This window comes from Latilactobacillus parasakei, from assembly GCF_049674265.1.
Lineage (GTDB): Bacteria > Bacillota > Bacilli > Lactobacillales > Lactobacillaceae > Latilactobacillus > Latilactobacillus sakei.
This window is the reverse complement of the sequence record NZ_CP186861.1, coordinates 657,959-681,151: the sequence shown is the minus strand read 5'-3', so window position 1 is coordinate 681,151 and position 23,193 is coordinate 657,959. Positions and strand designations below refer to the sequence as shown.

Here is a 23,193-nt window from a genome sequence, read left to right as displayed (position 1 = left end):
TTTTAATGAATTACTCTCAACAACTTAAACAATTGAACTTGAAAGAGCCGCATTACTATAAACAATGGGCCGCGTTACTCACACAAGAGGGTATCGAAGGCTTACCACAAGCACCTGTTGATGTCGACGGCTGCCTTGGTATTTTTGAAGACCAACGACTGATTGCTACTGGTGCGTATCAAAAAAATGTTTTAAAATATATTGCTGTTGATGCGAACTATCAAGACGGTAAGTTGTTCAATGACATTATTTCGGCGCTGATCAATTTATTAACACAGCAAGGGATTTTTCATTTCTTTGTTTTTACGAAGCCAATTTATCGACAAAGCTTTGAATTTGTGGGCTTTAAACTTTTGGCTCAAACTTCCTTAGCTGTATTATTGGAAGCTGGGGATGCCTCTTTACAACAATTTATTGCACAGGTACCGCGTCTTGAAAACCAATCTACTGCAACCATTAGTGCGATTGTGATGAATGCCAATCCATTTACGTTGGGGCATCGCTATTTGGTTACACAGGCCGCTCAAAAGAGTGATTTCGTCTACGTTTTCGTCGTTAGTCAGGATGTGTCACTTTTTACAACTGAAGAACGGTTTAAATTGGTTCAACAGGGTCTCTCCGATTTACCAAATGTTATCGTAGTACCAAGTAGTGATTATATGGTTAGTTACGCGACATTCCCCTCATATTTTTTACCAGAGTCACAAGATGTAATTGAATATCAAACTGCTTTGGATGCGCAGTTGTTTAAAAAAATTGCCACACAGCTGAATATTCAACAACGGTTTTTAGGGGAGGAACCATTCTCTAAAACAACGGCACTTTACAATCAGGCGTTGCAAGTTAATTTACCGCCAGAGGTAACGGTTGAAGTAATTTCAAGACTGAAAATAGCAACACAAACTATTTCAGCAACGCAAGTTAGAAAAGCCATTCAAAATGGCACAATTGAAACAATCCATACGTTTGTACCAGAAACGACGTATCAATTCATTAAACAAAATCAGGCTATTTTACAAGCCAGAATTCAGAAAGGGATGCAAGTTGATGGAAATTAAACATACAGCAATTGCAGGCACACTAGAATCAAGCGATATTCAAATCATGCTTTCTAAAATTGAAGGACCCACTGAAATTGAATTAGAAAGTGCTGTTGAAAAACAATTTGGAGCACAAATTCGAACTTTAATGCAAACAATCCTAGATCAATATGGACTTACAAACGTTAAGATTAAAGCAGTCGATAAAGGGGCTTTAGATTGTACGATTAAAGCGCGCTTAATCACAGTTATTCAACGAGCAACCGACAAACAAAATGATCCAGATTGGGAGGTATTAGGCTAATGGAACGTTTACGACGGACAATGATGTTTGTACCGGGTAATAACCCTGGTATGTTGAAGGATGCAGGGATTTATGGCGCCGATTCAGTCATGTTTGATTTAGAAGACTCAGTATCGCTTGCTGAAAAAGACGCCGCTAGAATGCTAGTGATGCAAGCTTTGCAAACAGTTGATTATGGTGATACAGAATTAGTTGTCAGAATTAATGGCTTGGAAACACCATTTGGCCGACCTGATATCTTCGCAATGGTTAAAGCTGGCGTGAACGTTATTCGTTTACCAAAAACTGAAACAGTGGATGATGTCTTGGAAACAGAAGCAGTGATTGCAGAAGCTGAAGCTTATTTTAATATCCCAATTAAAACAACTAAGATGATGGCAGCCATTGAAAGTGCTGAAGGTGTTTTAAATGCACCCGCAATTGCGAAAGCCTCAGATCGTTTAATCGGTATTGCGATTGGTGCTGAAGATTATGTTACAAATATGAAGACACACCGTTATCCTGATGGGGCAGAATTATCATTTGCTCGGAATATGATTTTACATGGCGCTAGAGCTGCCGGTATTGCCGCTTTTGATACTGTTTATTCAGATGTCGACAACGAAGCCGGTTTTAATCACGAAGTTGAGTTAATTCATGAACTTGGTTTTGATGGTAAGTCAGTTATTAATCCGCGCCAAATTCCATTAGTTAATGCAATTTATGCACCAACTGAAAAAGATGTCCAAAATGCAAAAGATGTTTTAAATGCTATTGAAGAAGCACGGATTAAGGGGTCAGGTGTTATCGCCTTGAACGGTAAGATGGTTGATAAACCGGTTGTTGCTCGCGCACAACGGACGATGATGTTAGCAGAAGCATCACACTTAGTTGATCAGGAGGGAAATTGGCATGCTGAATAATGTACAACGAGAATTACCAGATGAATTAATGAAGAAAACGGGTTATCAACCATTTGAAACTGTTGAAATTGGGCATCCCGAAATTCAACGTGTGGCGCCTAAAGTAACGGTTGATCAAGGTCACGCTAAATTAGTGTCGTCAATTGAAGACGTCATTAAAAAGGTTGGTCTCAAAGATGGTATGACTATTTCATTCCATCATCATTTCCGTGAAGGGGACTATGTCTTTAATGCAGTTATGCAAATCTTGATTGATCAAGGGTTTAAAGACTTAACTCTAGCACCAAGTTCATTGACAAATGTGATGAATAAGATGGTCGTTAAAGCGATTAAGTCGGGTGTTGTAACACATATTACATCATCTGGGATGCGTGGCGAATTAGGTGACTTAGTCTCACATGGTGGCTTAGAAAATCCTGTTATTTTACGTTCACATGGTAACCGTGCACGAGCCATCGAAAGTGGTGATATCAAAATCGATGTTGCTTTCTTAGGTGTTCCTAATTCTGATGAAGTCGGTAATGCAAATGCGATTAAAGGCGATGCTGTTTTTGGTTCATTAGGTTATGCTTTAATGGATGCACAGTATGCAGATAAGGTCATTTTATTAACTGACACGATTATGCCATATCCCAACACACCAGCTAGCATCAAACAAACGCAAGTTGATTACGTGGTAAAAGTCGACAAGGTTGGCGATCCGGAGAAAATTGGTTCAGGCGCAACACGCTTTACTAAAGATCCTAAGGAATTAAAAATCGCTGAAATGGTAAATGCTGTTATTACACATTCACCTTATTTCAAACAAGGTTTCTCATTCCAAACAGGTTCAGGCGGTGCTGCATTAGCTGTTACACGTTATTTACGTGAATCAATGTTGAAAAAATCAATCACAGCTTCATTTGCTTTAGGTGGCATTACCAAACCTACTGTTGATTTATTAAACGAAGGCCTAGTTGACAAAATTTTAGATGTTCAAGATTTTGATAAGGGTGCTGCTGATAGTATGGCTACTACCGAAAATCAACAAGAAATTGATGCTTCTTGGTATGCAGATCCTAACAACAAGGGTGCAGCGGTGAACCAACTAGATGTCTGCATTTTATCAGCGCTTGAAATCGATACGAAATATAACGTTAATGTTATGACTGGCTCAGACGGTGTTTTACGTGGGGCAATCGGTGGTCATCAAGATGCTGCTAATGCTAAGTTAACGATTATTTCAGCGCCAATTGTCAGAGGTCGGATAGCAACAGTTGTTGATGATGTGACGACAGTTGTTACACCAGGTGATTCAATTGATGTTTTAGTGACAGAATTGGGGATTGCGATTAATCCTAAACGGAAGGATTTACTTGAAGCGCTAGCTAACATTCCTGGTGTACCAGTATTTACGATTGAAGAACTTCGTCAAAAAGCTGCTAAAATTGTCGGTCAAGCGGCGCCATTAGCATTCACAGATAAGCCAGTTGCTTTGATTGAATATCGTGATGGCACTTTAATGGATGTCGTTTACCAAGTGAAGGACTAGTAAAATGCTTAATCTATTTGCAACAGGAATCCCGCAAGAGATTACCGCAGTATTAAATAATCGAGATCAACGAGTTGAATTACAAAATCAATTAGTTGCAGATGCTAGTCAAACGCAGAGTGTTGTTGCTTTAAAACTCAATATTCCAGGACCTATTAAGAATAATGCTGACTTAACACGTTTATTCTTGGCAGGACTAGCTGCTTTTAAACAAAAGCTAGTTGTTGTTCGACAAATAGATTGGTCGAAATCAACTGGCCCAGAGACCTTTTTGATTGTAGAAGGGTCGTCCTTGGACATTAAAAAGCACGCTACAATGTTTGAAGATCAACATGCTTTAGGGCGATTGTTTGATGTCGATGTTTTGATTTGGCAATCAGATTTACAACAAGTGCAGCCGATAAGTCGACAAGCATTAGGACAGCCAACAAGGCGCTGTTTATTATGTGAACAACCTGCTAAGGTTTGTGCTAGAAGTCGCCGTCATTCGGTGGCGGAATTGCAAGCCGCGATTAACCAACAATATCAATTATTTATGGAGACTAATTAGATGAAAACACCCCAAGAAATCGCGCAACTTGCGCAACGCGCTCTTTTATACGAAGTGAGTTGTTATCCTAAACCAGGGTTGGTAGATCCAATCGATCATAAAACACATATGGATATGGATTTCTTTACGTTCATTGATAGTAGCGTCGTATTATTACCTTTTTTTGAACAATTTGTTCGCGTAGGCGCAACATTTAATCAGGCTGATTTAACTTCCTTGATGACACAAATTCGACCATTAGGGATTCAGGCTGAAGAAGAGATGCGCCAAGCGACTAAAGGGGTTAACACGCATAAAGGCGCGATTTTCTCACTGGGGATTTTATTGAGTGCAACAGGCTATCTGCAACAAAAGGACGCATTATCCGCAACAGCACTCAGCCAAACGGTTCAAAAGATGTTGGCTGGATTAGTGAAGAATGATTTCAAAACACTTCACCAAAAATCGCCAGCACAACTTACCAATGGTGAAAAAATGTATCTTAAGTACGGTCTAGTTGGCATTCGTGGTGAAGCACAAGCTGGCTATCCAACGATTTTTGAAGCAGCCTACCCTTATTTGCGAAAACAAACTGGTGATTGGAATACACGCTTATTGAATACATTGATGAAAATCATCAGTGTTTCGGAAGATTCCAACTTAGTGAAGCGAAGTGGTCGTTTACAGACGCTAAAAGATGTTCAGGCACAAGCAGCTGCGATTGTTGCAGTTGGGGGTGTCAAAACATCAATAGGGCAAGAAGGTCTGCTAAAGTTGGATCAGGAGGCGACTCAAGGGCATTATAGCCTTGGTGGCAGTGCTGATTTACTAATTATTACGGTTTACGTTACATTGTTATTACAATAAATATTAAGAATAGCGATTATCGTCAGGCAACTGAGGGTAGTCGCTATTTTTTGAACGTTATTGTAAAATGGCGTTACTGACGAGGTGAATAAAATGAAAATTGTATTAGCACCAGATTCATTCAAAAATTCAGTGACGGCGATCGAAGCGAGTCATGCGCTGCGGGCCGGGTTTGAAAAAGTTTTTCCAAAAGCGACTTATGTTGAAGTCCCCATGGCAGATGGCGGTGAAGGAACTGTTCAATCGATGGTTGATGCCACAGGCGGTCGTTTTCTGACGGCTGAAGTTCTGAATCCTTTAGGGCAAAAAGTCACTGCGCAATATGGGATTCTAGGCGATCAAGAAACAGCGGTCATTGAAATGGCCGCTGCCAGTGGGATTCAATTCATCAATGAACAAACACGTAATCCGTTAGTAACGACGACATATGGCACGGGTCAGTTGATTGAAGCGGCCGTTAAACAAGGTGTTAAAACGATTATTATCGGTCTTGGCGGTAGTGCCACCAATGATGGTGGTGCCGGAATGGCGCAAGCACTCGGCGTTCAATTGTTGAATGCCGACCAGCAAGCCTTAGCGTTTGGTGGCGGTGCTTTGGCTGACTTAGCAAGTATCGATTTGTCTGGGATGTTACCAGCCTTAGAGGACGTTGAAATTGCCATTGCATCGGATGTTACTAATCCCTTAGTCGGCGAAAGAGGCGCTTCAGCCGTCTTTGGTCCGCAAAAAGGGGCGACACCTGAAATGGTCGCGCAGTTGGATCAAAACTTAGCGCACTATGCGGCCATTATCGAACGTGATTTAGGCATCGGTGTTGCGCAAACACCAGGTGCCGGTGCGGCTGGTGGCTTAGGGGCTGGCTTGTTGGCCTTTACGAAGGCGCAATTACAGCCAGGCGTTGAAATTGTGATTGAAAAAACGCAACTCAAAACGGCCGTCGCAGACGCCGATATCGTCGTCACTGGCGAAGGCGGAATTGATTTCCAAACGCAATACGGCAAAACCCCGATTGGTGTTGCAAAAGCGGTCAAAGCGGTTAATCAGCAAGCGATCGTGATTGCGATTGCCGGTAATATAGGTGAAGGAACTGATGTCCTCTATGATTTAGGGATTGATAGTATCTTTTGTTCAACACCGGGGGTCATGTCGTTGGAAAAGGCATTGGCCAATACCAAGGCTAATTTAACCCAAACAAGTATGAATATCGCACGCTTAATTCAAAAAACAAAGACGCGCTAGATTAATTTAAAACACACTCAATTTAGAGTGTGTTTTTTAGTGCGCTAATCCGAATAAAAGTTGACTAACCCCGTTAAAATCGGTACTCTAGTACTTAGGTCAATCTACTATTTGGAGGCGTCAAATGGAACTCGCACAAAACGCACGAATGAATTCACTATTTGAATTTTATGGCGCACTTTTAACGGCGAAACAACATAGTTATCTCTCATTATATTATGGCGATGATTTCTCATTAGGCGAAATTGCCGAAGAGTATCAAGTCAGTCGACAAGCAGTCTACGATAATATCCGCCGGACTGAAAAAATTCTTGAGGGCTATGAAGCTAAGTTGCATCTGTTTCAAAACTACGAACAGCAAAACGCTAGTGCAGACGCGCTCCAGAAGTATATTCAAGCTCAGTATCCAAATGATCAGCAATTAGCCAAACTCTTGGCAGACTTGTTGAATCTCACTGAACAATAAATCAATTTAAAGGAATGATCATTAATGGCATTTGAAGGACTAACAGAAAGATTACAAGGTGCATTAAGTAAATTACGTCGTAAAGGGAAGGTTACTGAAGCTGACGTCAACCAAGCAATGCGTGAAATTCGCTTAGCTTTGTTAGAAGCCGATGTTAACTTTAAAGTGGTTAAAGACTTCATTAAAGTCGTTAAAGAAAAGGCCATCGGAACGGAAGTGTTGGAGAGTCTCTCACCAGCACAACAAATCGTTAAGATTGTTGATGAAGAATTAACCAAGATGATGGGTGAAACGGCCGTGCCGTTGAACAAATCACCAAAAATTCCAACGATTATTATGATGGTCGGGCTTCAAGGGGCCGGGAAAACCACAACTGCTGGGAAATTAGCCACTTATTTAATTAAGAATGAAAAAGCACGGCCGTTGATGATTGCGGCCGATATTTATCGTCCAGCCGCTATCGATCAATTGAAGACGGTTGGGGAACAAGTTGGGGCCCCAGTCTTTGAAATGGGTACGGATGTTAATCCGGTTGAAATCGTACGTCAAGGATTAGCGCAAGCTGCTTTACAAAAGAACGACTACGTCTTAATTGATACGGCTGGTCGTTTACAAATTGACGAAGCCTTAATGCAAGAATTGGCTGATATCAACGATTTAGCTCATCCTAATGAAATCCTGTTAACAGTTGATGCGATGACTGGGCAAGCTGCGGTCGACGTTGCTGAAGGCTTTAACAGCCGCTTAGACATCACAGGGGTTGTCTTAACTAAATTAGACGGTGACACTCGTGGTGGGGCTGCCCTTTCAATTCGTGCAGTAACTGGTAAGCCAATTAAATTCACTGGTCAAGGTGAAAAATTAAACCAATTAGATGTGTTCTATCCTGATCGGATGAGTAGCCGAATCTTAGGGATGGGCGACATGTTGAGCTTGATTGAAAAGGCTCAAGAAGATTACGATGAACAAAAAGCGGTTGATATGGCCGAAAAAATCAAAGAAAATAGCTTTGATTTTAACGATTTCCTCGATCAAATGGATCAATTGCAAAATATGGGACCATTGGAAGATATCATGAAGATGATTCCAGGGATGGCTAATAACCCCCAACTTAAAAATATCAAGATGGATCCTAAGGATATGACCCACATGAAGGCGATTGTGCAATCAATGACACCGCAAGAACGGGAAAATCCAGACTTATTGAACCCAAGTCGTCGTCGTCGTTTAGCCGCTGGTGCTGGCCGGCCAATCGTTGAAGTTAATCGGATGATCAAACAGTTTAATCAATCCAAGAAGATGATGAACCAAATGTCAAAAGGCAACTTTAACGGCATGGAAGGCTTAATGGGCAACGGCATCAAGGGTAAGATGGGTAAGATGGCCATGAACTCAATGATGAAGAAGCAAAAGAAGAACAAGAAAAAACGGCTTAAGAACGCACGTCGCTTTAAATCTTAAAAAAATTCGCCCTGTAAAGAAAAAACACTTTACACGGCCTTTAAAATTTGGTATATTATGACATGTTAAAGAATTAATAGGAGGTGGCATTAATGTCAGTTAAAATTCGTATGAAACGTATGGGTTCTAAAAAACGCCCATTCTACCGTATCGTTGTTGCAGATTCACGTTCACCACGTGATGGTCGCTTTATCCAACAAGTAGGTTACTACAATCCATTAACAGAACCTGTTGACTTGAAGTTAGAAGAAGAAGTTATCATGGACTGGTTACAAAAAGGCGCACAACCTTCTGATACAGTACGTAATCTTTTATCAAAACAAGGGATTATGCAAAAATATCACGAAGCTCGCTTCGCTAAAAAGTAGGGATTTGTTATGACAGACGTGAAAGAACTAATTATTGCAATTGTTCAGCCACTTGTCGAACATCCCGATGATGTCAAATTGACTGAACATGAGACGGAACGTTTTATGGAATTTGACTTACAGGTTAATCCATCAGATATCGGACGTATTATTGGTAAGCAAGGCCGGGTAGCGCAGTCAATCCGGACCATTGTCTATAGTGTGAAAACACCTTATCAAAAACGCGTTCGCTTAAATATTGTAGATGCCTAATCAAACGTTTAAATGAAGCAGAGATGTTTTGTTTAAGCGTTTTTTGTTGAATAAGGAGAAATTAAATGCCAGAAAAATACTATCAAGTCGGTAAAATTGTGAATACGCATGGTATTCGTGGTGAAGTTCGCGTCATTGCGACAACCGATTTTACAGAAGAACGGTTTAAAAAGGGAACGCACTTGGCGGTTGAAATGCCAAATGGCTTAACACCAGTGACGGTTTCTGCAATGCGTCAACACAAGCAATTTTACCTATTACAATTCGAAGGCTTAGGAAACATTAACGACGTCGAATTATTTAAGGGACACAACCTCAAAATTGCGGCAAGTGAACGTGATGATCAACTTGAAGACGATGAATATTACTACGGTGATATCATTGGTTTAGAAGTGGTCGAAGAATCTGATGGGACAAGCTATGGTAAGGTCTCAGAAATCATCGATCCCGGTCCTAATGACGTGTGGGTCATCAAACGTCGCGGGCGTTCTGATTTATTACTACCATTTTTGAAGTCAGTCATTAAAAAAATTGATATTGAAGCGGGTAAGGCCTACGTCGAAGTACCAGAAGGATTGATTGATAATGAAGATTGATGTTTTAAGTTTATTCCCAGATATGGTTCAAAATGGTTTATCGCAATCAATTATCGGTAAGGCCATCGATCGAGATTTAATTGACCTAGAAGTCACCGACTTCCGTGATTTTTCAGTCAATAAACATAATTCGGTTGATGATGCGCCTTATGGTGGTGGTGCGGGGATGTTACTCCGGCCACAACCTATTTTTGAAGCGATGGACCAAGTGAACGCTAAAAATCCCGGCCATAAACGCGTTATTTTATTAGATCCCGCTGGTGTTACTTTTAATCAGAAGGTTGCCGAAGAATTTGCACAAGAAGACCACCTCGTATTCATTTGTGGCCATTATGAGGGCTATGATGAACGTATTCGGACTTTGGTGACCGATGAAGTCTCATTAGGCGATTTCGTTGTCACAGGGGGCGAATTAGGCGCTATGGTGATGATTGATGCCATTTCACGACTAGTGCCTGGTGTTTTAGGTAACGAACAATCAGCCGTCACCGATTCGTTCTCAACTGGTCTATTGGAACACCCACAATACACACGACCACCAGAATATCGCGGCTTAAAAGTACCAGAAGTATTGATGAACGGTAACCATAAACTCATCAATGAATGGCGGGACAAAATGTCTTTGAAACGGACTTATGAACGCCGGCCGGATTTATTAGAAAACTTTGATCTAACCGCAGACCAACAAAAATGGTTACGTGAAATTAAACAAGAGGCTGATGAAAAATAAGCCTTTTAATTAAGTTTGATTTATGCTAAAATTGATAGCTGTGATGATAAGTCACAAAACAACGGTATTCCGCTGGCGCAAGACGTTAATGAATATCTGTGAAAAAGGAGAGATTCAGATGAATCCATTAATTCAAGAAATTACTAAGTCACAATTACGTTCAGATATTCCTAGCTTCCGTCCTGGTGACAGCGTACGTGTTCACGTGCGTGTTGTTGAAGGTACTCGCGAACGTATCCAATTATTCGAAGGTGTTGTTATCAAACGTCACGGTGTTGGCGTTAGTGAAACTTATACTGTTCGTAAGATCAGTAGCGGTGTTGGTGTGGAAAGAACTTTCCCATTACACTCACCTCGTGTTGCTAAATTAGAAGTTACTCGTCATGGCCGTGTACGTCGTGCTAAGTTATACTACTTACGCGCATTACGTGGTAAGGCAGCTCGTATCAAAGAAGCTCGTCGTTAAGATGACATTTAAAAAGGCCGACTCATTACGAGGCGGCCTTTCTTTATGTGGTTATTTTGTAAGTTAGGTGATGAAAAATGAACCATTGGATTTATATTGTCATGTATCAAGCAAACCCACTCTATTATGAGAAGAGTAAGATGATCCGCGCGTTTAGCTCGGAACAACGGGCTAAGGAATACGTTTCACTATTAAATGAAACGCCCTATGCCAACCAATCTTTAAAAGAAGGCCATTACACCTATCAGAAATTGAGTCTCAATTAACTTAATAAATGGCGCTTATAAGACGCAATCTGTGGTTTCTTCGGAACTGCTGGTTGCGTTTTTTTGATGGGCTCTGGTTTAGAGGTTGCCATCAAAGCGATTATTGGCTGACACAGTAGGGTGATAATTGAAAGTCCAAGGATGATGAGTAATGCATGCAGCGCACCAGGTGATTGTTTTAATTTGTCGAAGTAGGCCTCGAAACGGTTGTTGAAGTTGTTGAGCTTTTGTTCGGCATTATCGCTAGGAGTCGCATGATGAGCCTTAGGACTACGGTGTGTTTCAAAACTAACCCGGCTTTGAGTCTGATTACTCGCGACGCCTCTATCGAATAAGTAAGGGCTTACAAACGGGAGCGCAAATAAACAAATGAGATTTAAAATAACAAAATACCGTTTCATGATGAGACCTCCCAATAGTTTTATATTCAAACTAATTATATCACAAAATAATGTTTAATAGGGTTTTGATTTGGGGAATGACACGTTTATAACGATAAAAAAGGGGTTGAGACAAAAGTATCTTTTGCCTCAACCCCTTTCTGGTTAATTACGAGCGATATATGATTTGAGTGCCAGTACTAAACCGGCGAATAAGAAAATAATAGCGAGTAATAAATAATTAGGAATGATAATTAACGTTAAATAACCTAAGATCGCCAGTAAGTTAGTGAAAAGCGCGATATTTTGTTCTAGTGACAACAAGTAGGCGATGACATGCAAAACAATCGCCACCAAGGCTAACCACCAAACTTTACCGATAGCGTCCATATAAGTCGGTAAGAAATTAGAAAGTGGTGGATTCAGGATCAAAATTAAAGCCGATTGGACCAGCGTCACGACTAAAAAAATAAAATCAAAGAAGAAAGGAAACTTGTAAGGTGATATTTTCATCTGAGAGAACCTCTATCGTCAAAGTATAGTATTAGTATAGCGGAGTTGAAGGGAAAAGGGAATAGGGGAACCAGGCAACTTTAATAGAAGATAAAATGTTGCTTATTTTTAGTAAGTGATGTATCATGAATTTGTCAAAGATGAGTAAATCATCTTTGGTTTTAAAAGTTGAAATGGAGATGAAGGCAATGTTAGTCATTAAATACGTAAATGGTCAAAATAGTGCCGAAAAAATTTATCAAAAAGCCGCTGAGTTTGTGGCAAATCAACAACTAGAAGTGCCAGATTTTGAAGACTACGTTCAAATTACGGAAGTCACATTGGATGGTAAACCATTGACGCTAGCCGATGCAACCATGCGGGGGCTATATAATTATTTAAACCAATAAAATGAGAGAATAAAAAACGTCGCTTGGAAAAAGCGGCGTTTTTGGGTGTTTGTTAGACGATCAGAGAGTGAGTGGCATAAATATGTTCTAGTGAATGATAGGTTCGAATAATGCCTTTTCAGTTTGGTATAAATCTGGTATAATAAGGACTGTTATGGAGAGTTGGCAGAGTGGTAATGCAACGGACTCGAAATCCGTCGAACCGGCTTATACCGGCGCGCAGGTTCAAATCCTGTACTCTCCTTTTAGCACCAATTCTAGAGTAGTTTAAAATCTTACAGTAAGTCGGATAAACGTTGATTTAATAACGTTTATCCGACTTTTTTAGTTAATCAAAAAAGTTAAAACGTCTAAGAAAATGATACTTCATCACACAGAAATCACACAAACGTACACTCTGGAACGCTTGGTACGAAAGGGCTAGGGAATTATTTCTAAAATCAATCACAATTCTACTAATGCTTTTAAGGTTTTGTCCGCTTCATTTTCAGCCTCACGTTTTAAATCAAATTCTGAACGACTAATTGATTTACGATTACCATGCATATCAAGATAATTAACCCGATACTACCATTTATTGCGTTTATAAATTTGTGCCATTGTTAAAACCTCTATTTTGCGTTATTTCTGTTGAAGCACATCCACTAGCTTACCGGCGGGGGATGTGCTTTTTTATATAAAAGATAAATTACCCCGTAAAATTATATTGCATAAATTCTTGATTACGTTTTTCAACATCAATTTTTTCTTTTTGAGAATCTATGAAGTATAGTTTAGGGAAAATTATTGTATCAGTATTCTTAGAATTTATAATTCTAGAACCAATCAGTGGTGTAAAAGAATTTTTAAGAGTATCTGTGCTTGATTCATATTGAGGGAATCTTTGTTGTTTAGTAGCATCACTAGGTACAAGATAGTAATTTTTATAATAATTGAAATCAAAATCTGGAAAATTTTTCATATCTAAGGAATTATATTTGATAAAATCAAGAGCTTGTTTTCTTTTTAAATATGATTTCCGATATATTGAAGTTATTTTATAAGTTGAATAAGGGATATTTCCGGTTGGTGTGGTTGGGGAAAATTTTTTGATTTCATTGTATATTCTGTTGATTTGGTTAAAATTATTGTTCAATTCCTGTTTGTTAAACTTATAGAATTTTTTATTCTTATATTCTTTGTTGGAAGAAATTTCATATTTTTCAGGAAATTTCGAATTATTGAAATATTCAGCATCAAATTTGTTGTTGTATTCATCAGCAACTTCATAATTACTCAATGCTAAATCTCTAAACGAAACATAGTGATAGTTTGCTGTTCTTGCGGGGCTATCAATATTCCAAAACCAAACACCAGTACCGGTACAAGATAGAACAATTAACGTCCATAGGGTTAAATATTTTTGATAATCTACTTTCGAAGATTCAATTATACGAAGACTAACAATTAACTTAGTAATGATTACTAGAGCCGAAATGACAGCTAAGCTGAATAGAAAAAAGGATATTGAGAAAGATATTCTTTTAAAATTATAAAAAAAGGCAATTAAATACCCCAATCCTCTAGGGTGCAGTAAACAAAAATTAGTAACAAAGTTAACACTCATGAATGTAACGAATAAAATTAAATATATAATACAAGTGGTAATAATTACTATGTCCTTAGACTTATCCCTAAGTTGCTGCAAAAACGTATAGTAATTTAAGATAAAGAACACTATAAAGATTCGCGCTATAATTATTGATGCGAATAAAAGGGGAATGTACGAGAAAGGTAATTTAGAGTTTACCCTGTAAAGCATTGTATAGTAGTAAACAGCTACTACTAAAAAAAGAATTAATAAAATAATTTTTTTAGATTTTGTTAAACCATTTCTGCGACTATACTGTGATAAAAAGTAAAGAAGTGCAGTGCTTATTACGGGAAACATGATTAGTAACCCGCCGAAACCTAAAAGCCAATTATTGATACTTTGAAAGAATGCCATAGTAGTATCTTCTCCTTATTCATTTGAGCTGTTTTTAAGCAAAATTACTTTATTATTAATATATTTTCCGTCAATTCTAACATTAATCTGGGTCTGATTAACAGCACGGTAGCCAGTAATTGTACCTTTTATCGAAATCGTTGATTCGACTCTTATCTTTTGTTTAGCTTCTCCAACAGCGAGAAACTCGTGTTGTGAATTCTCGGTAGGCGTTAATAGTAGGTGGTATTCTCCCATCTTATCCGCACCGATATCTTTAACGTAAAAATTAGGTAAGATGACGTTAGAAGCAAATAGATCATCATCAGAATACTTGGACATGTCATTTACATCAAAAAGTGAATTTATATCTTTATATTGATTATCATTTGATGACTCAGAGTGACTAGTAGAATTTACTGATTTCGTTTCTTTTTTTGAATTCGATGATTCAATTCTTTTAGAAAGAGCGGCAGATTCTTTAATTGATTCTGAGTGATCCTTCTTTGACTCGATACTTTCTGAATGTTCTTTTTCAGCTGTAATTTCATGCTTTGATTGCATATTGGAAAGTGGACTACCAACAGCAGTGCCGATAAGAATTATATCTTCTACGAATCTTATAAATGAGGTATACCCCAAAAGTTAAAGTAAATATTTAGTTGTCTTTTCTAGGCGGCATGTTATCGATATTTTATCGGCGATGTGCCGCCTAGTTTCATTTGGATTCGTTTTGTATTGTCGTAAATCGTCTATTTCAACCTTCAGCTTAGTAAAGAAGCTTTCAATCCAGACATTATCTAGGCAAGTGCTCGATGAGACATACTTGGTGTTATGTGGGCTTTTTTAAGTTTGAATTGCCAAGCATTATGTCGATATTGCCAACCTTGATCAGTATGCAGGAATTGCTTATAAGTTGTTTAAAAATCGGCTAATTTGAATCGGGCCTCGAGTTGGCAAATTACTTGGGCGATTTCTTTGTTTGTTGCTTCATCGAGGCCAATAATTTTAACGATTCGTTTTTAATACGTAATTCAAGATTCTCAGCTTCTAACTGCTTTAGTCGATTTTCTGTGGGAGATAGTACTTTTTTATTATTAGTTTTATTTTTATTCGTCACGGTCGATTTCCGCCCTTTTTGTATTAAGCATAAACCATTCGGACCCTCAGTACGATATATTTCTTTCCATTGTTGGATTTGACGTTTATTGATATAGCCAAATTTTTTAGCAACTTGCACATATGACGCATTATTTTGAATCGCCCAACTGGCGATTTTGATTCTAAAGGTACCCGTAATTTTAGGTGGTTTTAGTAGGAAGTCAGTCCCAAATGACTCGTACGCTGCACACATTACTCGAAATGGAAATTGATTTAATCCATATTTTTTACTAATTTGATTCTTGCTCAATTCGCCCTGATTATATTCAAGCAATGCCTTTATTTTGGTCTGTTTCGAATGTTTAGTCATAAAAAATACCCCAATCATTAAAGTTTTTACTTTAACAATTGGGGTATAGGTCACTTACCAGAGTGGGGGTTAGTTCTTTTTAAATACATTGCCGCAATCCAAACAATGGTATTGCTTAGATTTATTACTTTTTAAACCGCCAGTGACTGCCATAGAAGTACCACCGGTCATAACGGCAGCAGCTATCTTTGCGCCAGATTTCTTTTTCTTAACTTTGGTTTTCGTTTTCACATTAGCCATTGTGAGAGGGTGGAGAGGGTTTAAATTAGTTGTTAATTTTGTTGTTACTTTAGTTGACTTAATATTTGCATGATCATCAAGCAATTGGACGCTAGAAGATTTACAACGTGGACAATATAAGTCACCCAGATGATGTTTTACTTTAGGTTCAGAACTGTACTGCTTTGAAGATACTGCTGTGTGTCTTTTTTCGCGCGTGCTGGATTTCGAATCAGTGCTAAGCCATTTTGACATAGCAGCTCCAGCGCTGGAATTGGTACCGACGAAAAGCCAAATACATATAAAGAGTATGCTACCCATAAAGGGGATGTGAATAAAAATCATATTAACCAAACCAACAATTACACCGACAAAAAGGCCAAGTGTAAAACCGGAAGTGGAATCACCTTTCCAAAATTTATTTGGGGCCTTTTGGTATTTGAATTCAGCTAGGTCATCTTGTTCATTCTCTGGATAACGCATAAATATATTTGAATTATTTTCTTTATATTTATTCTTTAGGTAGAGAAAAGCAAGGTCATTTATTTCATTTCTTTTTATGTTTAAGTCATTAGAAATGTCCTGAGTGCAATTTTGGCAAATTAAAATATCATCGACCAATCTTGTTTTATCTTTTGGTGTTAAGTCGTTACGGCAGATGGCGCATTTGTTAATCACTTTGAGAACTCCTTTATGTACATCTACGGCTTTTAAAGTCATCAGTATTTGGACATTAATCCCCAGACACGAGTTAAACGCGGCTAGCTCACCAGAGTGGGGAGATGTTTATATTTTATCGCTGATAGGACCCTGGACAGATGCGTAGGTTTCTTGAGACGATAGCTCGTTTTCAGTACTGTCGGAAAGTATCATTTTGATTCTATATGTTCCAGGTCCTACAATAGTGAAATTAGGGGTCTTGATGGCGATAAGAGAACTTGCTTGAGTGTGTTCAGGATTAGTAAATTTATCAGAACTTAGCTGAGTTGGATCAAGCGTGAAAGGATTACTGGTCCTAACAATAGCTTCATCTCTATCATTGTAGGCAAGAGTTGTTATAGTATATTCTTTTTCAATTTTAAGATTAAAGAAGAGTGATTGTAATGTGAATGCGTAGGGAAGTGGAAATTCATCAAAATCAAATGACGAAACCGGGCTACCATTATTACTACAATATAAAAAATTAATTTTTTCGATATATTCTGTCAAGATTAATACCAACTTTCTTATTTAGAAGTGCTACTCTTACAGCAATAAAAGTATATTTACTTATAGTAGGCTTAACTTAATATTTAAAAGGTGTTGCTCTAGGTAACTTGATTTAAATTGGGAGTTTGAGGAAGCTCTTGAATTTGGGATTTACTTTTATTTTTAGCTAAAGTACTAGATTTATTTAAATTGTCATTTTTTTCAATTGATACATTTTGTGAAATATTATCAGGGACCAGTTTGAAGTCACCGGACAACTGCGTTACCCAAGAATCAAATTTGTTAGCCTTAGTAGTAGTTTGAGCTTGTAGGCTAGATCTTAAATCTGTAATTACATCTTCGTGTTTACTAAGCTTACTTTTATAATCTTGTAAATCATCGTTGAGTCTTTTATTTTCTCTTTCTAGGTTATCCGTATGATTACGAAGACGATAACAAACATAAAACGTATTTGCATAGCAAGCTATTGCCCAAAATAAAAATGCTACAAGCACGAATATAATATTTTCCAAGAGATTAAGTTCTAGTTTTATTATAATTGGAACGAAACAGGCGATGGTAGGAACTATTATTCCTACTAAAGACCACGGCTTTTCATTGATAAAAATCACCTCGTAGTTAGAGTGGCTTATTGAATATAATAATTAAAATCCCCAGCCACGAATCGAACGCGACTAGCTCACCAGAGTGGGGGAGGATTAGTTATCCGTTAAATTGCTATATTCATCAGACATAGATTGATCGAGCTCTTGGAAAGTTGATCCAAAAGAGTTGTAGCTGCCACTTAATGATGTTACAAAATCAGTAGTTTTTCTTGCTGATTTATAAGCTTTTTCGTAGGCTGCGTAATCGTATGTGCCAGTATCGCTTTCTTCCATCTTGTTTAAGTCATTTTTCAAAGATGATAAATGTGATAATAGGCCATCTATTGTTGACTTATTATCATTTTCTATTTTTTCTAATGCACCGTCGATATCAAAGTCATCGCCGCTATTGTCGATTGCATCGGACCAAGCGGATTGTTCTTTCTGAGCTAAGTTTTCTGCTGATGACCACAGCACAAGGTATTCACTTGTAAATTCGGTGCTAGCTTTATCGAAGCTTTTGTCCATTTGGCTAGCTTCTATGGCTTTTTTCTTTTGTTCAGCCTTAGCAATACGCGCTTTATTAGCTGCTGTATTTTTTACATATGAATTAGTACCCAACACACATACTAGGCTGATAAAGAGTAGAGGTGCTGAGACGATAATGCCTAGTTTACCAACTTTCTTTGTACTAATTGATTTTGTACTCAATCCAACAATTAAAACGATTAAAAAACCAAGTACAACAAATGCCAAGATCCCCGAAATAATGGCAAATATCATTAAAAATAAATTCATGAAGCTCCTCCAAAGTGCAGACAGCTTTTAGTGTCATCAGTGTTTGGACATTTTTAATAATCAAATGTTACAGATTTAGAATTTGTTTCTTTTTAGCATCGAATTCTTCTTGAGTTAAAACACCGTCATCCAACAAAGCTTTAAGTTCACGTAAATCCTGAATGGAATTAGTGTTGTTACCACTAGAGGATGTATTCTTTTGAGCTAATTTAGGATAAGATGCTGCAATTTCATGTACTTTATCCTTAGCTCCTTTTATCCAATCTGTTCCTGCGTAGTAGAAGGAATAGATATAATCAGACGTGGTGCCATGAGTATCAGTAATGGACATTTTTTCAGCGTTGAACAAGAGACGTCCTGCAATTAGTTTACTTTTTTTGAAAGTTACAGTTGAGAAATCGCTGATAGGGAGGAGATAATCATTCCCTGTAAAGTTTCCTGAAACTGAGTTGTACCCCATGAACAAAATCCCATTAGGTTCAAAGCTACTCAAAAGATACTTATCTTTGGATATCATAGAAGCCATTGGACCAAATAATGTACTTGAAGTTGATATTTTTTCAAGAAGAGCTAGATTGTCAACACGGTCTGAAAAACCTAAAGAACGTTTATGTTCAGCAATAGATGCTGCTTTATATACTTCACGCATACCTGATTACTTCCTTTAATATGTACGGCTTTTAGAGTCATCAGTATTTGGACCTAACAATAATGGTTGATAAAGTTACTTTTTCACATTGTTAATTAGTATATCAAAACTTGTTATAAAAATCATTTAATCATACAGAAGAAATATTGTGATTAAAAATAGAATCCAAATATAGGGTTGTATGTAATCGTTCTCCTTTCACATAGCTCCACCTTATTGTACAATTAGTAATTTGTATAAAATGATTAATTATGTTATCCTTTTTACAAGGAGATGAGTGACCGTGAATAAACATTTTTATGGGAAATACGAGATTACCGAAGCGCAAGATGAAGGACAATATGTCGCAACGATCAAACTACGTCAGTCGATTAAGAAGGTAGTGGTAAAATCCGATGCACTAACAACTTTAGCGCAAGCGGGTGTGACCCCACAAACGGTCATTCACAATATTGTGAAGACGCCAAGCTTAATGAAGGACAAGGTGATTGTTTCTAATCACAATTTGGCAGGCTATTTAGATTAAGATAACTAAAAAAAGACATCGTTTCGCAATGTTAAACCACTACTACTAGTGATTGCATTGGCGAATCGATGTCTTTTTTAGTCTTCGCTAATATCTGCGAAAGTGCCTGAGACCACCCGGCCTAAATCTTGGGGGTTAATCTGGATTGAGCGACCAATTTTACCTGATGAAACAAAGATTAAAGGTTCTTTTTCGGCTTGTTGGTCAATATAGATTGGAAAATGTGCTTTTTCCCAAATACCAACGGGCGTATTGGCGCCATGTTCGTACCCGGTTGTTGCCACGAGGTCCTTTAAAGGGACCATCGCGATTTTTTTGTTGCCGGAAATTTTACTGAGTTTCTTTTCGTCTAAATGACAATCGATTGGAACGACACCGACAATCGGACCGGTTTGTTTGCCCGAAAGTACGAGTGTTTTATAGATGAGGTGTTCATCGATATCCAAGTGATCGACTTGCATTTGTGCGACATGATGTTCTTCGTGTGTTGGAAACTCAAATTGTGTATAGGCGACCTTTTGTTTGTCTAATATTTTTTCGACAAGGGTCTTTGCGAGTTGTCCTTGTTTTTTCTTTTTACCCAAAATAGATGCCACTCCTTTAGTGATTATAGTTAGTTTACGGCAATTTGTTAAAAATGTAAATTTAAGGACCGCCATTAATGTTGAATAGGGGTATAATGACTTTAAATAAGGAGTTGATTGTGATGAAATGGTTTAGAAAACGGCAAGAAACAGTAAGAGGCGTTCAAGCACATGATTTTACGCAATTAGTTAGTCAAGCAAGGGATGACGATGCGCATTATCAGAAGATTCGGGTGGCCTTTTCGGGGCTAACCAAACCATATCAGCAGCCAATTCACAAAAAATAGTGATTCGTATGAGCTTATTCTTTAATAAATTTCAATTATTTTGATAATCTATACTTAAGTCAATTATTGACTAATTGAAAAATTAAAGGAGCGAATATCGATGACAACCAAGACAATACCGGCTGTAAGCTATGTGGTTCAGGTGAACCAACTGCTCGAAAGATTCGTTGTATTCGAAACGGTGTTTTTCGAATGTACGCAAACTTGTAGGAATATTATTTTAGGAAGATGCACAGTCGGTGAAACGCTAGCGACCCTGGATCATTATGTTGACCAGAATTTAACGGTCCTGCGGGCATTTGTTACCCAAGTCGCTGCGGTGCAACCACCAACTGCGTTTGTCACGATTAATCAGCAATTAATTACGGCACTTGAACACTACGTTGATGCGACAGAAACAATGGTGCATTCTTTTGAAGGACCCTCTAAAGAAGTTTATGCGCAAGTTTTAGCGGCACGCCATGATCAAGAAGCACAACGTGAAGAAATTAACACAGTTTTACATGCGATTTCTAAGGTTAGTTTTTCAACCGCTGATATGGCATAATAAAGGTAATTTAAATTTGAGCAGGTGACATTATGAATAGACAGACTTGGCATTTTCTTTTTTATAAATCAGGCTTTACCAAAGAACAGATTGATCAGTTACTAGCCTATTTAGGACAGCGGCAGAATTTCGGCGGGTTTCCACTTGTTTCACTCACACAAGATGGTGATAGCAACGAGATTCGGTTTGTAACGATGGTCTTTGATCCGTTGTCAGAAATCATCCCATCGGTTCAAGAAGAAATGGCGAAGTTTATTTTAATGCACGCGATTCGACCAGCAGATAATACGGAAGAAGCTGATATGCGTTTATACGGGCGGGTTATGAGTCACTCGCTTGAAGATTTAGGCATTGAATTTCACCGCTATGATGCTAATACAATGGATATTAATTATTGGGGCCAAAAAAAGGCCGACTAAAATATAGTGTTTCAATCAGAAATTGATTAAGCCGAAGACAATTGTCACGGCTTTTTTTGTATTTCAGATGATAAGTGCTTTAGATTCATTGCGTAATCAGGTATGATATTAGCAGGTGTTCGGCTGTTATGGATAGCCGATGAATGAACAAATTAAAGGATACGGTGACAATAATGGTCGAAAAAAACATGTTAGAATTTTTTGAAGCAGAATTAGATGATTTACAATTTAGCGGTGATATCAACATCAACTGGGATAAACAATCACGGGCGATTGAATTAGAATTCACGTTAAATGTGACGAAGAGCCAAGAATTGGCTGTTGAAGATCAAAACGGTGAATTAAACGAATCAGACGAAATTAGTTATGAAGATGCAATTTTATTCTTCGATGAAAGCAAAATCGACGGTTTTGAATATGCTGATAACTATTTAGCTGTCATTCCGTTTTCTGGCCGCCAAGGTTTGAATGCCCAAGTCGGGCGTGGTGTTTTCAATTATCTCCAAGATCTATTAGATGACGGCGAAGACCGCTTAGCTGCCTTTGTAAACGATGAATCAGATGACGAGACATTTATCTTGGACTGGGATGACACGGTTTTCCAAGCAACCGTTGCCCAAGCCAGTGATGACTTAGCTAAAAAATACTACACTTACCCTAAATACTAAGAATAGATTTCAACGACAGGTCAAATTCTTTTGGCCTGTTTTAATCATTAAGGAGCAGAATACATGGAATGGACGAAAGTCACAGTTGCAACTGTTAATGAAGCAGTTGAAGCAATCGCAAATATTTTAACCGAAGCTGGCGCCGAGGGTATCCAAATCGAAGACGCCTCAATTAACGATACTTTAGTCGGAGATGTGGCAGCAGTTAGTGCCTTTTTCCCAGAAACGGTTTTTGTCCCTGAAAAGTTACCGTTGATTCGTCAACGCGTGTTACAACTCACGGAATTTGGCTTAGCAATTGGTGAAGGCAGTGTTAATCTACAGCAAGTGGCCGATGATGATTGGGCAACTGCATGGAAAAAGTATTACCAACCAACCCGTTTAACGCGTTTCTTAACGGTTGTGCCCAGTTGGACGGATTATCAACCAACAGATGAACGAGAAGCTTTAATTCGAATGGACCCAGGGATGGCTTTTGGTACTGGGACGCATCCTACGACGCATCTTTCAGTACAAATGTTAGAAATGGTTTTACGCGGCGGTGAACAATTGATCGACGTTGGGACAGGTTCTGGTGTTTTGAGTATTGCGGCAGCTCATTTAGGTGTTCAAGATATTCGCGCGTACGATGTAGATCAAGTCGCAGTGGACGCTGCGGTGGCTAATTTCGATTTGAACCCCGTTACAAAAGGCATTATTGCAAAGCCAAACGATTTATTACACGGGATTACTGGGGCGGCTGACGTAATTGTCGCTAACATGTTACCAGTGGTCTTAGTGCCCCTGATTCCACAAGTGCCGGCCTTATTAAAAGAAGGCGGACACTTATTATTGGCTGGGATTATCACTGAAAAAGAAGCGGTCATTCGCGAAACATTGAGCGCTAACGGTTTAATGGTTGAAGAAAGCCTTCATATGGGTGATTGGGTCGGTTTAATTACGCGGCTAAAGACGGACGAAGATTAGA

General features: G+C 38.4%; 33 protein-coding genes and 1 tRNA gene. 23 read left to right on the top strand and 11 right to left on the bottom strand.

What is annotated here, in order from left to right:
• Positions 1-5 precede the first annotated feature (5 nt).
• The 15 genes from citC (at position 6) to ACPBEH_RS03490 (ending at position 11,017) form a co-directional block, all read left to right on the top strand.
• A complete protein-coding gene (gene citC, locus ACPBEH_RS03560; protein WP_424349752.1) occupies positions 6-1,058 on the top strand; it encodes a [citrate (pro-3S)-lyase] ligase in 1,053 nt (350 codons plus the stop codon).
• The gene (gene citD, locus ACPBEH_RS03555; RefSeq protein WP_234057608.1) at positions 1,048-1,344 is read left to right on the top strand and encodes a citrate lyase acyl carrier protein; all 297 of its coding nucleotides are present in this window, start codon (positions 1,048-1,050) and stop codon (positions 1,342-1,344) included. The genes citC and citD overlap by 11 nt, the downstream gene beginning before the upstream one ends.
• Entirely contained in the window at positions 1,344-2,246 is a 903-nt protein-coding gene (gene citE, locus ACPBEH_RS03550; protein ID WP_016264884.1) for a citrate (pro-3S)-lyase subunit beta, read from the top strand. The genes citD and citE overlap by 1 nt, the downstream gene beginning before the upstream one ends.
• Complete coding sequence (gene citF / locus ACPBEH_RS03545) at positions 2,236-3,777, top strand: citrate lyase subunit alpha (RefSeq protein ID WP_424349751.1); 1,542 nt, start codon at positions 2,236-2,238, stop codon at positions 3,775-3,777. Before citE ends, citF begins: the two co-directional genes overlap by 11 nt.
• A gap of 4 nt (positions 3,778-3,781) precedes the next feature.
• The gene (gene citX, locus ACPBEH_RS03540; protein WP_424349750.1) at positions 3,782-4,327 is read left to right on the top strand and encodes a citrate lyase holo-[acyl-carrier protein] synthase; all 546 of its coding nucleotides are present in this window, start codon (positions 3,782-3,784) and stop codon (positions 4,325-4,327) included.
• Entirely contained in the window at positions 4,328-5,173 is an 846-nt protein-coding gene (citG, locus tag ACPBEH_RS03535) for a triphosphoribosyl-dephospho-CoA synthase CitG (RefSeq protein ID WP_424349749.1), read from the top strand.
• 93 nt (positions 5,174-5,266) lie between these two features.
• A complete protein-coding gene (locus ACPBEH_RS03530; protein ID WP_424349748.1) occupies positions 5,267-6,412 on the top strand; it encodes a glycerate kinase in 1,146 nt (381 codons plus the stop codon).
• A 124-nt stretch (positions 6,413-6,536) separates the two neighbouring features.
• Positions 6,537-6,878: a putative DNA-binding protein gene (locus ACPBEH_RS03525; protein ID WP_011374421.1), complete on the top strand. Its 342-nt coding sequence runs from the start codon at positions 6,537-6,539 to the stop codon at positions 6,876-6,878.
• A 24-nt stretch (positions 6,879-6,902) separates the two neighbouring features.
• The gene (gene ffh / locus ACPBEH_RS03520; protein ID WP_016264889.1) at positions 6,903-8,339 is read left to right on the top strand and encodes a signal recognition particle protein; all 1,437 of its coding nucleotides are present in this window, start codon (positions 6,903-6,905) and stop codon (positions 8,337-8,339) included.
• A gap of 92 nt (positions 8,340-8,431) precedes the next feature.
• Positions 8,432-8,707 (top strand): 30S ribosomal protein S16, encoded by a 276-nt coding sequence (rpsP, locus tag ACPBEH_RS03515; RefSeq protein WP_011374423.1) that lies wholly within the window; start codon positions 8,432-8,434, stop codon positions 8,705-8,707.
• 9 nt (positions 8,708-8,716) lie between these two features.
• Positions 8,717-8,959 carry a KH domain-containing protein gene (locus ACPBEH_RS03510; protein ID WP_011374424.1) on the top strand — a complete coding sequence of 81 codons (243 nt, stop codon included), beginning with the start codon at positions 8,717-8,719 and terminating at the stop codon, positions 8,957-8,959.
• 65 nt (positions 8,960-9,024) lie between these two features.
• The gene (rimM, locus tag ACPBEH_RS03505; RefSeq protein ID WP_104963746.1) at positions 9,025-9,555 is read left to right on the top strand and encodes a ribosome maturation factor RimM; all 531 of its coding nucleotides are present in this window, start codon (positions 9,025-9,027) and stop codon (positions 9,553-9,555) included.
• Positions 9,545-10,285 carry a tRNA (guanosine(37)-N1)-methyltransferase TrmD gene (gene trmD / locus ACPBEH_RS03500; protein WP_016264890.1) on the top strand — a complete coding sequence of 247 codons (741 nt, stop codon included), beginning with the start codon at positions 9,545-9,547 and terminating at the stop codon, positions 10,283-10,285. The genes rimM and trmD overlap by 11 nt, the downstream gene beginning before the upstream one ends.
• A gap of 118 nt (positions 10,286-10,403) precedes the next feature.
• Positions 10,404-10,751: a 50S ribosomal protein L19 gene (rplS, locus tag ACPBEH_RS03495; protein ID WP_011374427.1), complete on the top strand. Its 348-nt coding sequence runs from the start codon at positions 10,404-10,406 to the stop codon at positions 10,749-10,751.
• Between the two features lie 77 nt (positions 10,752-10,828).
• Positions 10,829-11,017, top strand: a complete 189-nt coding sequence (locus ACPBEH_RS03490; RefSeq protein ID WP_011374428.1) for a hypothetical protein — start codon at positions 10,829-10,831, stop codon at positions 11,015-11,017.
• Here the strand turns inward: ACPBEH_RS03490 and ACPBEH_RS03485 are convergent.
• Entirely contained in the window at positions 11,014-11,418 is a 405-nt protein-coding gene (locus tag ACPBEH_RS03485) for a hypothetical protein (protein WP_424349747.1), read from the bottom strand. The genes ACPBEH_RS03490 and ACPBEH_RS03485 overlap by 4 nt on opposite strands.
• Before the next feature lie 144 nt (positions 11,419-11,562).
• Positions 11,563-11,910: a hypothetical protein gene (locus ACPBEH_RS03480; RefSeq protein ID WP_424349746.1), complete on the bottom strand. Its 348-nt coding sequence runs from the start codon at positions 11,908-11,910 to the stop codon at positions 11,563-11,565.
• 188 nt (positions 11,911-12,098) lie between these two features.
• Here ACPBEH_RS03480 and ACPBEH_RS03475 point away from each other — a divergent pair, with 188 nt between their 5' ends.
• Both ACPBEH_RS03475 and ACPBEH_RS03470 read left to right on the top strand, forming a co-directional pair.
• Positions 12,099-12,299, top strand: coding sequence for a hypothetical protein (locus tag ACPBEH_RS03475; RefSeq protein WP_424349745.1), 201 nt, complete (start codon positions 12,099-12,101; stop codon positions 12,297-12,299).
• 156 nt (positions 12,300-12,455) lie between these two features.
• A tRNA-Ser gene (locus ACPBEH_RS03470) sits at positions 12,456-12,543 on the top strand.
• Positions 12,544-12,987: 444 nt separating this feature from the next.
• On the opposite strand, the gene ACPBEH_RS03465 is transcribed toward ACPBEH_RS03470, so the two are convergent.
• The 8 genes from ACPBEH_RS03465 to ACPBEH_RS03430 form a co-directional block, all read right to left on the bottom strand.
• Positions 12,988-14,286, bottom strand: a complete 1,299-nt coding sequence (locus ACPBEH_RS03465) for a hypothetical protein (protein ID WP_424349744.1) — start codon at positions 14,284-14,286, stop codon at positions 12,988-12,990.
• A gap of 15 nt (positions 14,287-14,301) precedes the next feature.
• Positions 14,302-14,829: a hypothetical protein gene (locus tag ACPBEH_RS03460; RefSeq protein ID WP_424349743.1), complete on the bottom strand. Its 528-nt coding sequence runs from the start codon at positions 14,827-14,829 to the stop codon at positions 14,302-14,304.
• A 397-nt stretch (positions 14,830-15,226) separates the two neighbouring features.
• Positions 15,227-15,736: a helix-turn-helix domain-containing protein gene (locus tag ACPBEH_RS03455; RefSeq protein WP_424349742.1), complete on the bottom strand. Its 510-nt coding sequence runs from the start codon at positions 15,734-15,736 to the stop codon at positions 15,227-15,229.
• Positions 15,737-15,805: 69 nt separating this feature from the next.
• A complete protein-coding gene (locus ACPBEH_RS03450; protein WP_424349741.1) occupies positions 15,806-16,633 on the bottom strand; it encodes a hypothetical protein in 828 nt (275 codons plus the stop codon).
• Positions 16,634-16,741: 108 nt separating this feature from the next.
• Positions 16,742-17,164 carry a hypothetical protein gene (locus ACPBEH_RS03445; RefSeq protein ID WP_424349740.1) on the bottom strand — a complete coding sequence of 141 codons (423 nt, stop codon included), beginning with the start codon at positions 17,162-17,164 and terminating at the stop codon, positions 16,742-16,744.
• 98 nt (positions 17,165-17,262) lie between these two features.
• Positions 17,263-17,676 (bottom strand): hypothetical protein, encoded by a 414-nt coding sequence (locus ACPBEH_RS03440; RefSeq protein WP_424349739.1) that lies wholly within the window; start codon positions 17,674-17,676, stop codon positions 17,263-17,265.
• Between the two features lie 186 nt (positions 17,677-17,862).
• Entirely contained in the window at positions 17,863-18,546 is a 684-nt protein-coding gene (locus ACPBEH_RS03435; protein WP_424349738.1) for a hypothetical protein, read from the bottom strand.
• A 67-nt stretch (positions 18,547-18,613) separates the two neighbouring features.
• The gene (locus ACPBEH_RS03430) at positions 18,614-19,195 is read right to left on the bottom strand and encodes an SHOCT domain-containing protein (protein WP_424349737.1); all 582 of its coding nucleotides are present in this window, start codon (positions 19,193-19,195) and stop codon (positions 18,614-18,616) included.
• A 283-nt stretch (positions 19,196-19,478) separates the two neighbouring features.
• On the opposite strand from ACPBEH_RS03430, the gene ACPBEH_RS03425 reads away from it, so the two are divergent.
• Positions 19,479-19,721 carry a hypothetical protein gene (locus ACPBEH_RS03425; RefSeq protein WP_096585122.1) on the top strand — a complete coding sequence of 81 codons (243 nt, stop codon included), beginning with the start codon at positions 19,479-19,481 and terminating at the stop codon, positions 19,719-19,721.
• Positions 19,722-19,798: 77 nt separating this feature from the next.
• On the opposite strand, the gene ybaK is transcribed toward ACPBEH_RS03425, so the two are convergent.
• Positions 19,799-20,305 carry a Cys-tRNA(Pro) deacylase gene (gene ybaK, locus ACPBEH_RS03420; RefSeq protein WP_424349736.1) on the bottom strand — a complete coding sequence of 169 codons (507 nt, stop codon included), beginning with the start codon at positions 20,303-20,305 and terminating at the stop codon, positions 19,799-19,801.
• Positions 20,306-20,427: 122 nt separating this feature from the next.
• On the opposite strand from ybaK, the gene ACPBEH_RS03415 reads away from it, so the two are divergent.
• The 5 genes from ACPBEH_RS03415 to prmA all read left to right on the top strand — a co-directional run bounded on the left by ACPBEH_RS03415 (position 20,428) and on the right by prmA (position 23,192).
• The gene (locus tag ACPBEH_RS03415) at positions 20,428-20,592 is read left to right on the top strand and encodes a hypothetical protein (RefSeq protein ID WP_424349735.1); all 165 of its coding nucleotides are present in this window, start codon (positions 20,428-20,430) and stop codon (positions 20,590-20,592) included.
• 100 nt (positions 20,593-20,692) lie between these two features.
• Complete coding sequence (locus ACPBEH_RS03410; RefSeq protein ID WP_096585117.1) at positions 20,693-21,139, top strand: hypothetical protein; 447 nt, start codon at positions 20,693-20,695, stop codon at positions 21,137-21,139.
• 32 nt (positions 21,140-21,171) lie between these two features.
• Positions 21,172-21,558 (top strand): hypothetical protein, encoded by a 387-nt coding sequence (locus ACPBEH_RS03405; RefSeq protein ID WP_011374439.1) that lies wholly within the window; start codon positions 21,172-21,174, stop codon positions 21,556-21,558.
• A gap of 143 nt (positions 21,559-21,701) precedes the next feature.
• The gene (locus tag ACPBEH_RS03400; protein WP_011374440.1) at positions 21,702-22,226 is read left to right on the top strand and encodes a DUF3013 family protein; all 525 of its coding nucleotides are present in this window, start codon (positions 21,702-21,704) and stop codon (positions 22,224-22,226) included.
• 63 nt (positions 22,227-22,289) lie between these two features.
• On the top strand, positions 22,290-23,192 hold the full coding sequence (gene prmA / locus ACPBEH_RS03395; RefSeq protein WP_112206430.1) for a 50S ribosomal protein L11 methyltransferase: 903 nt from the start codon (positions 22,290-22,292) through the stop codon (positions 23,190-23,192).
• The last annotated feature ends 1 nt before the right edge of the window (position 23,193 follow it).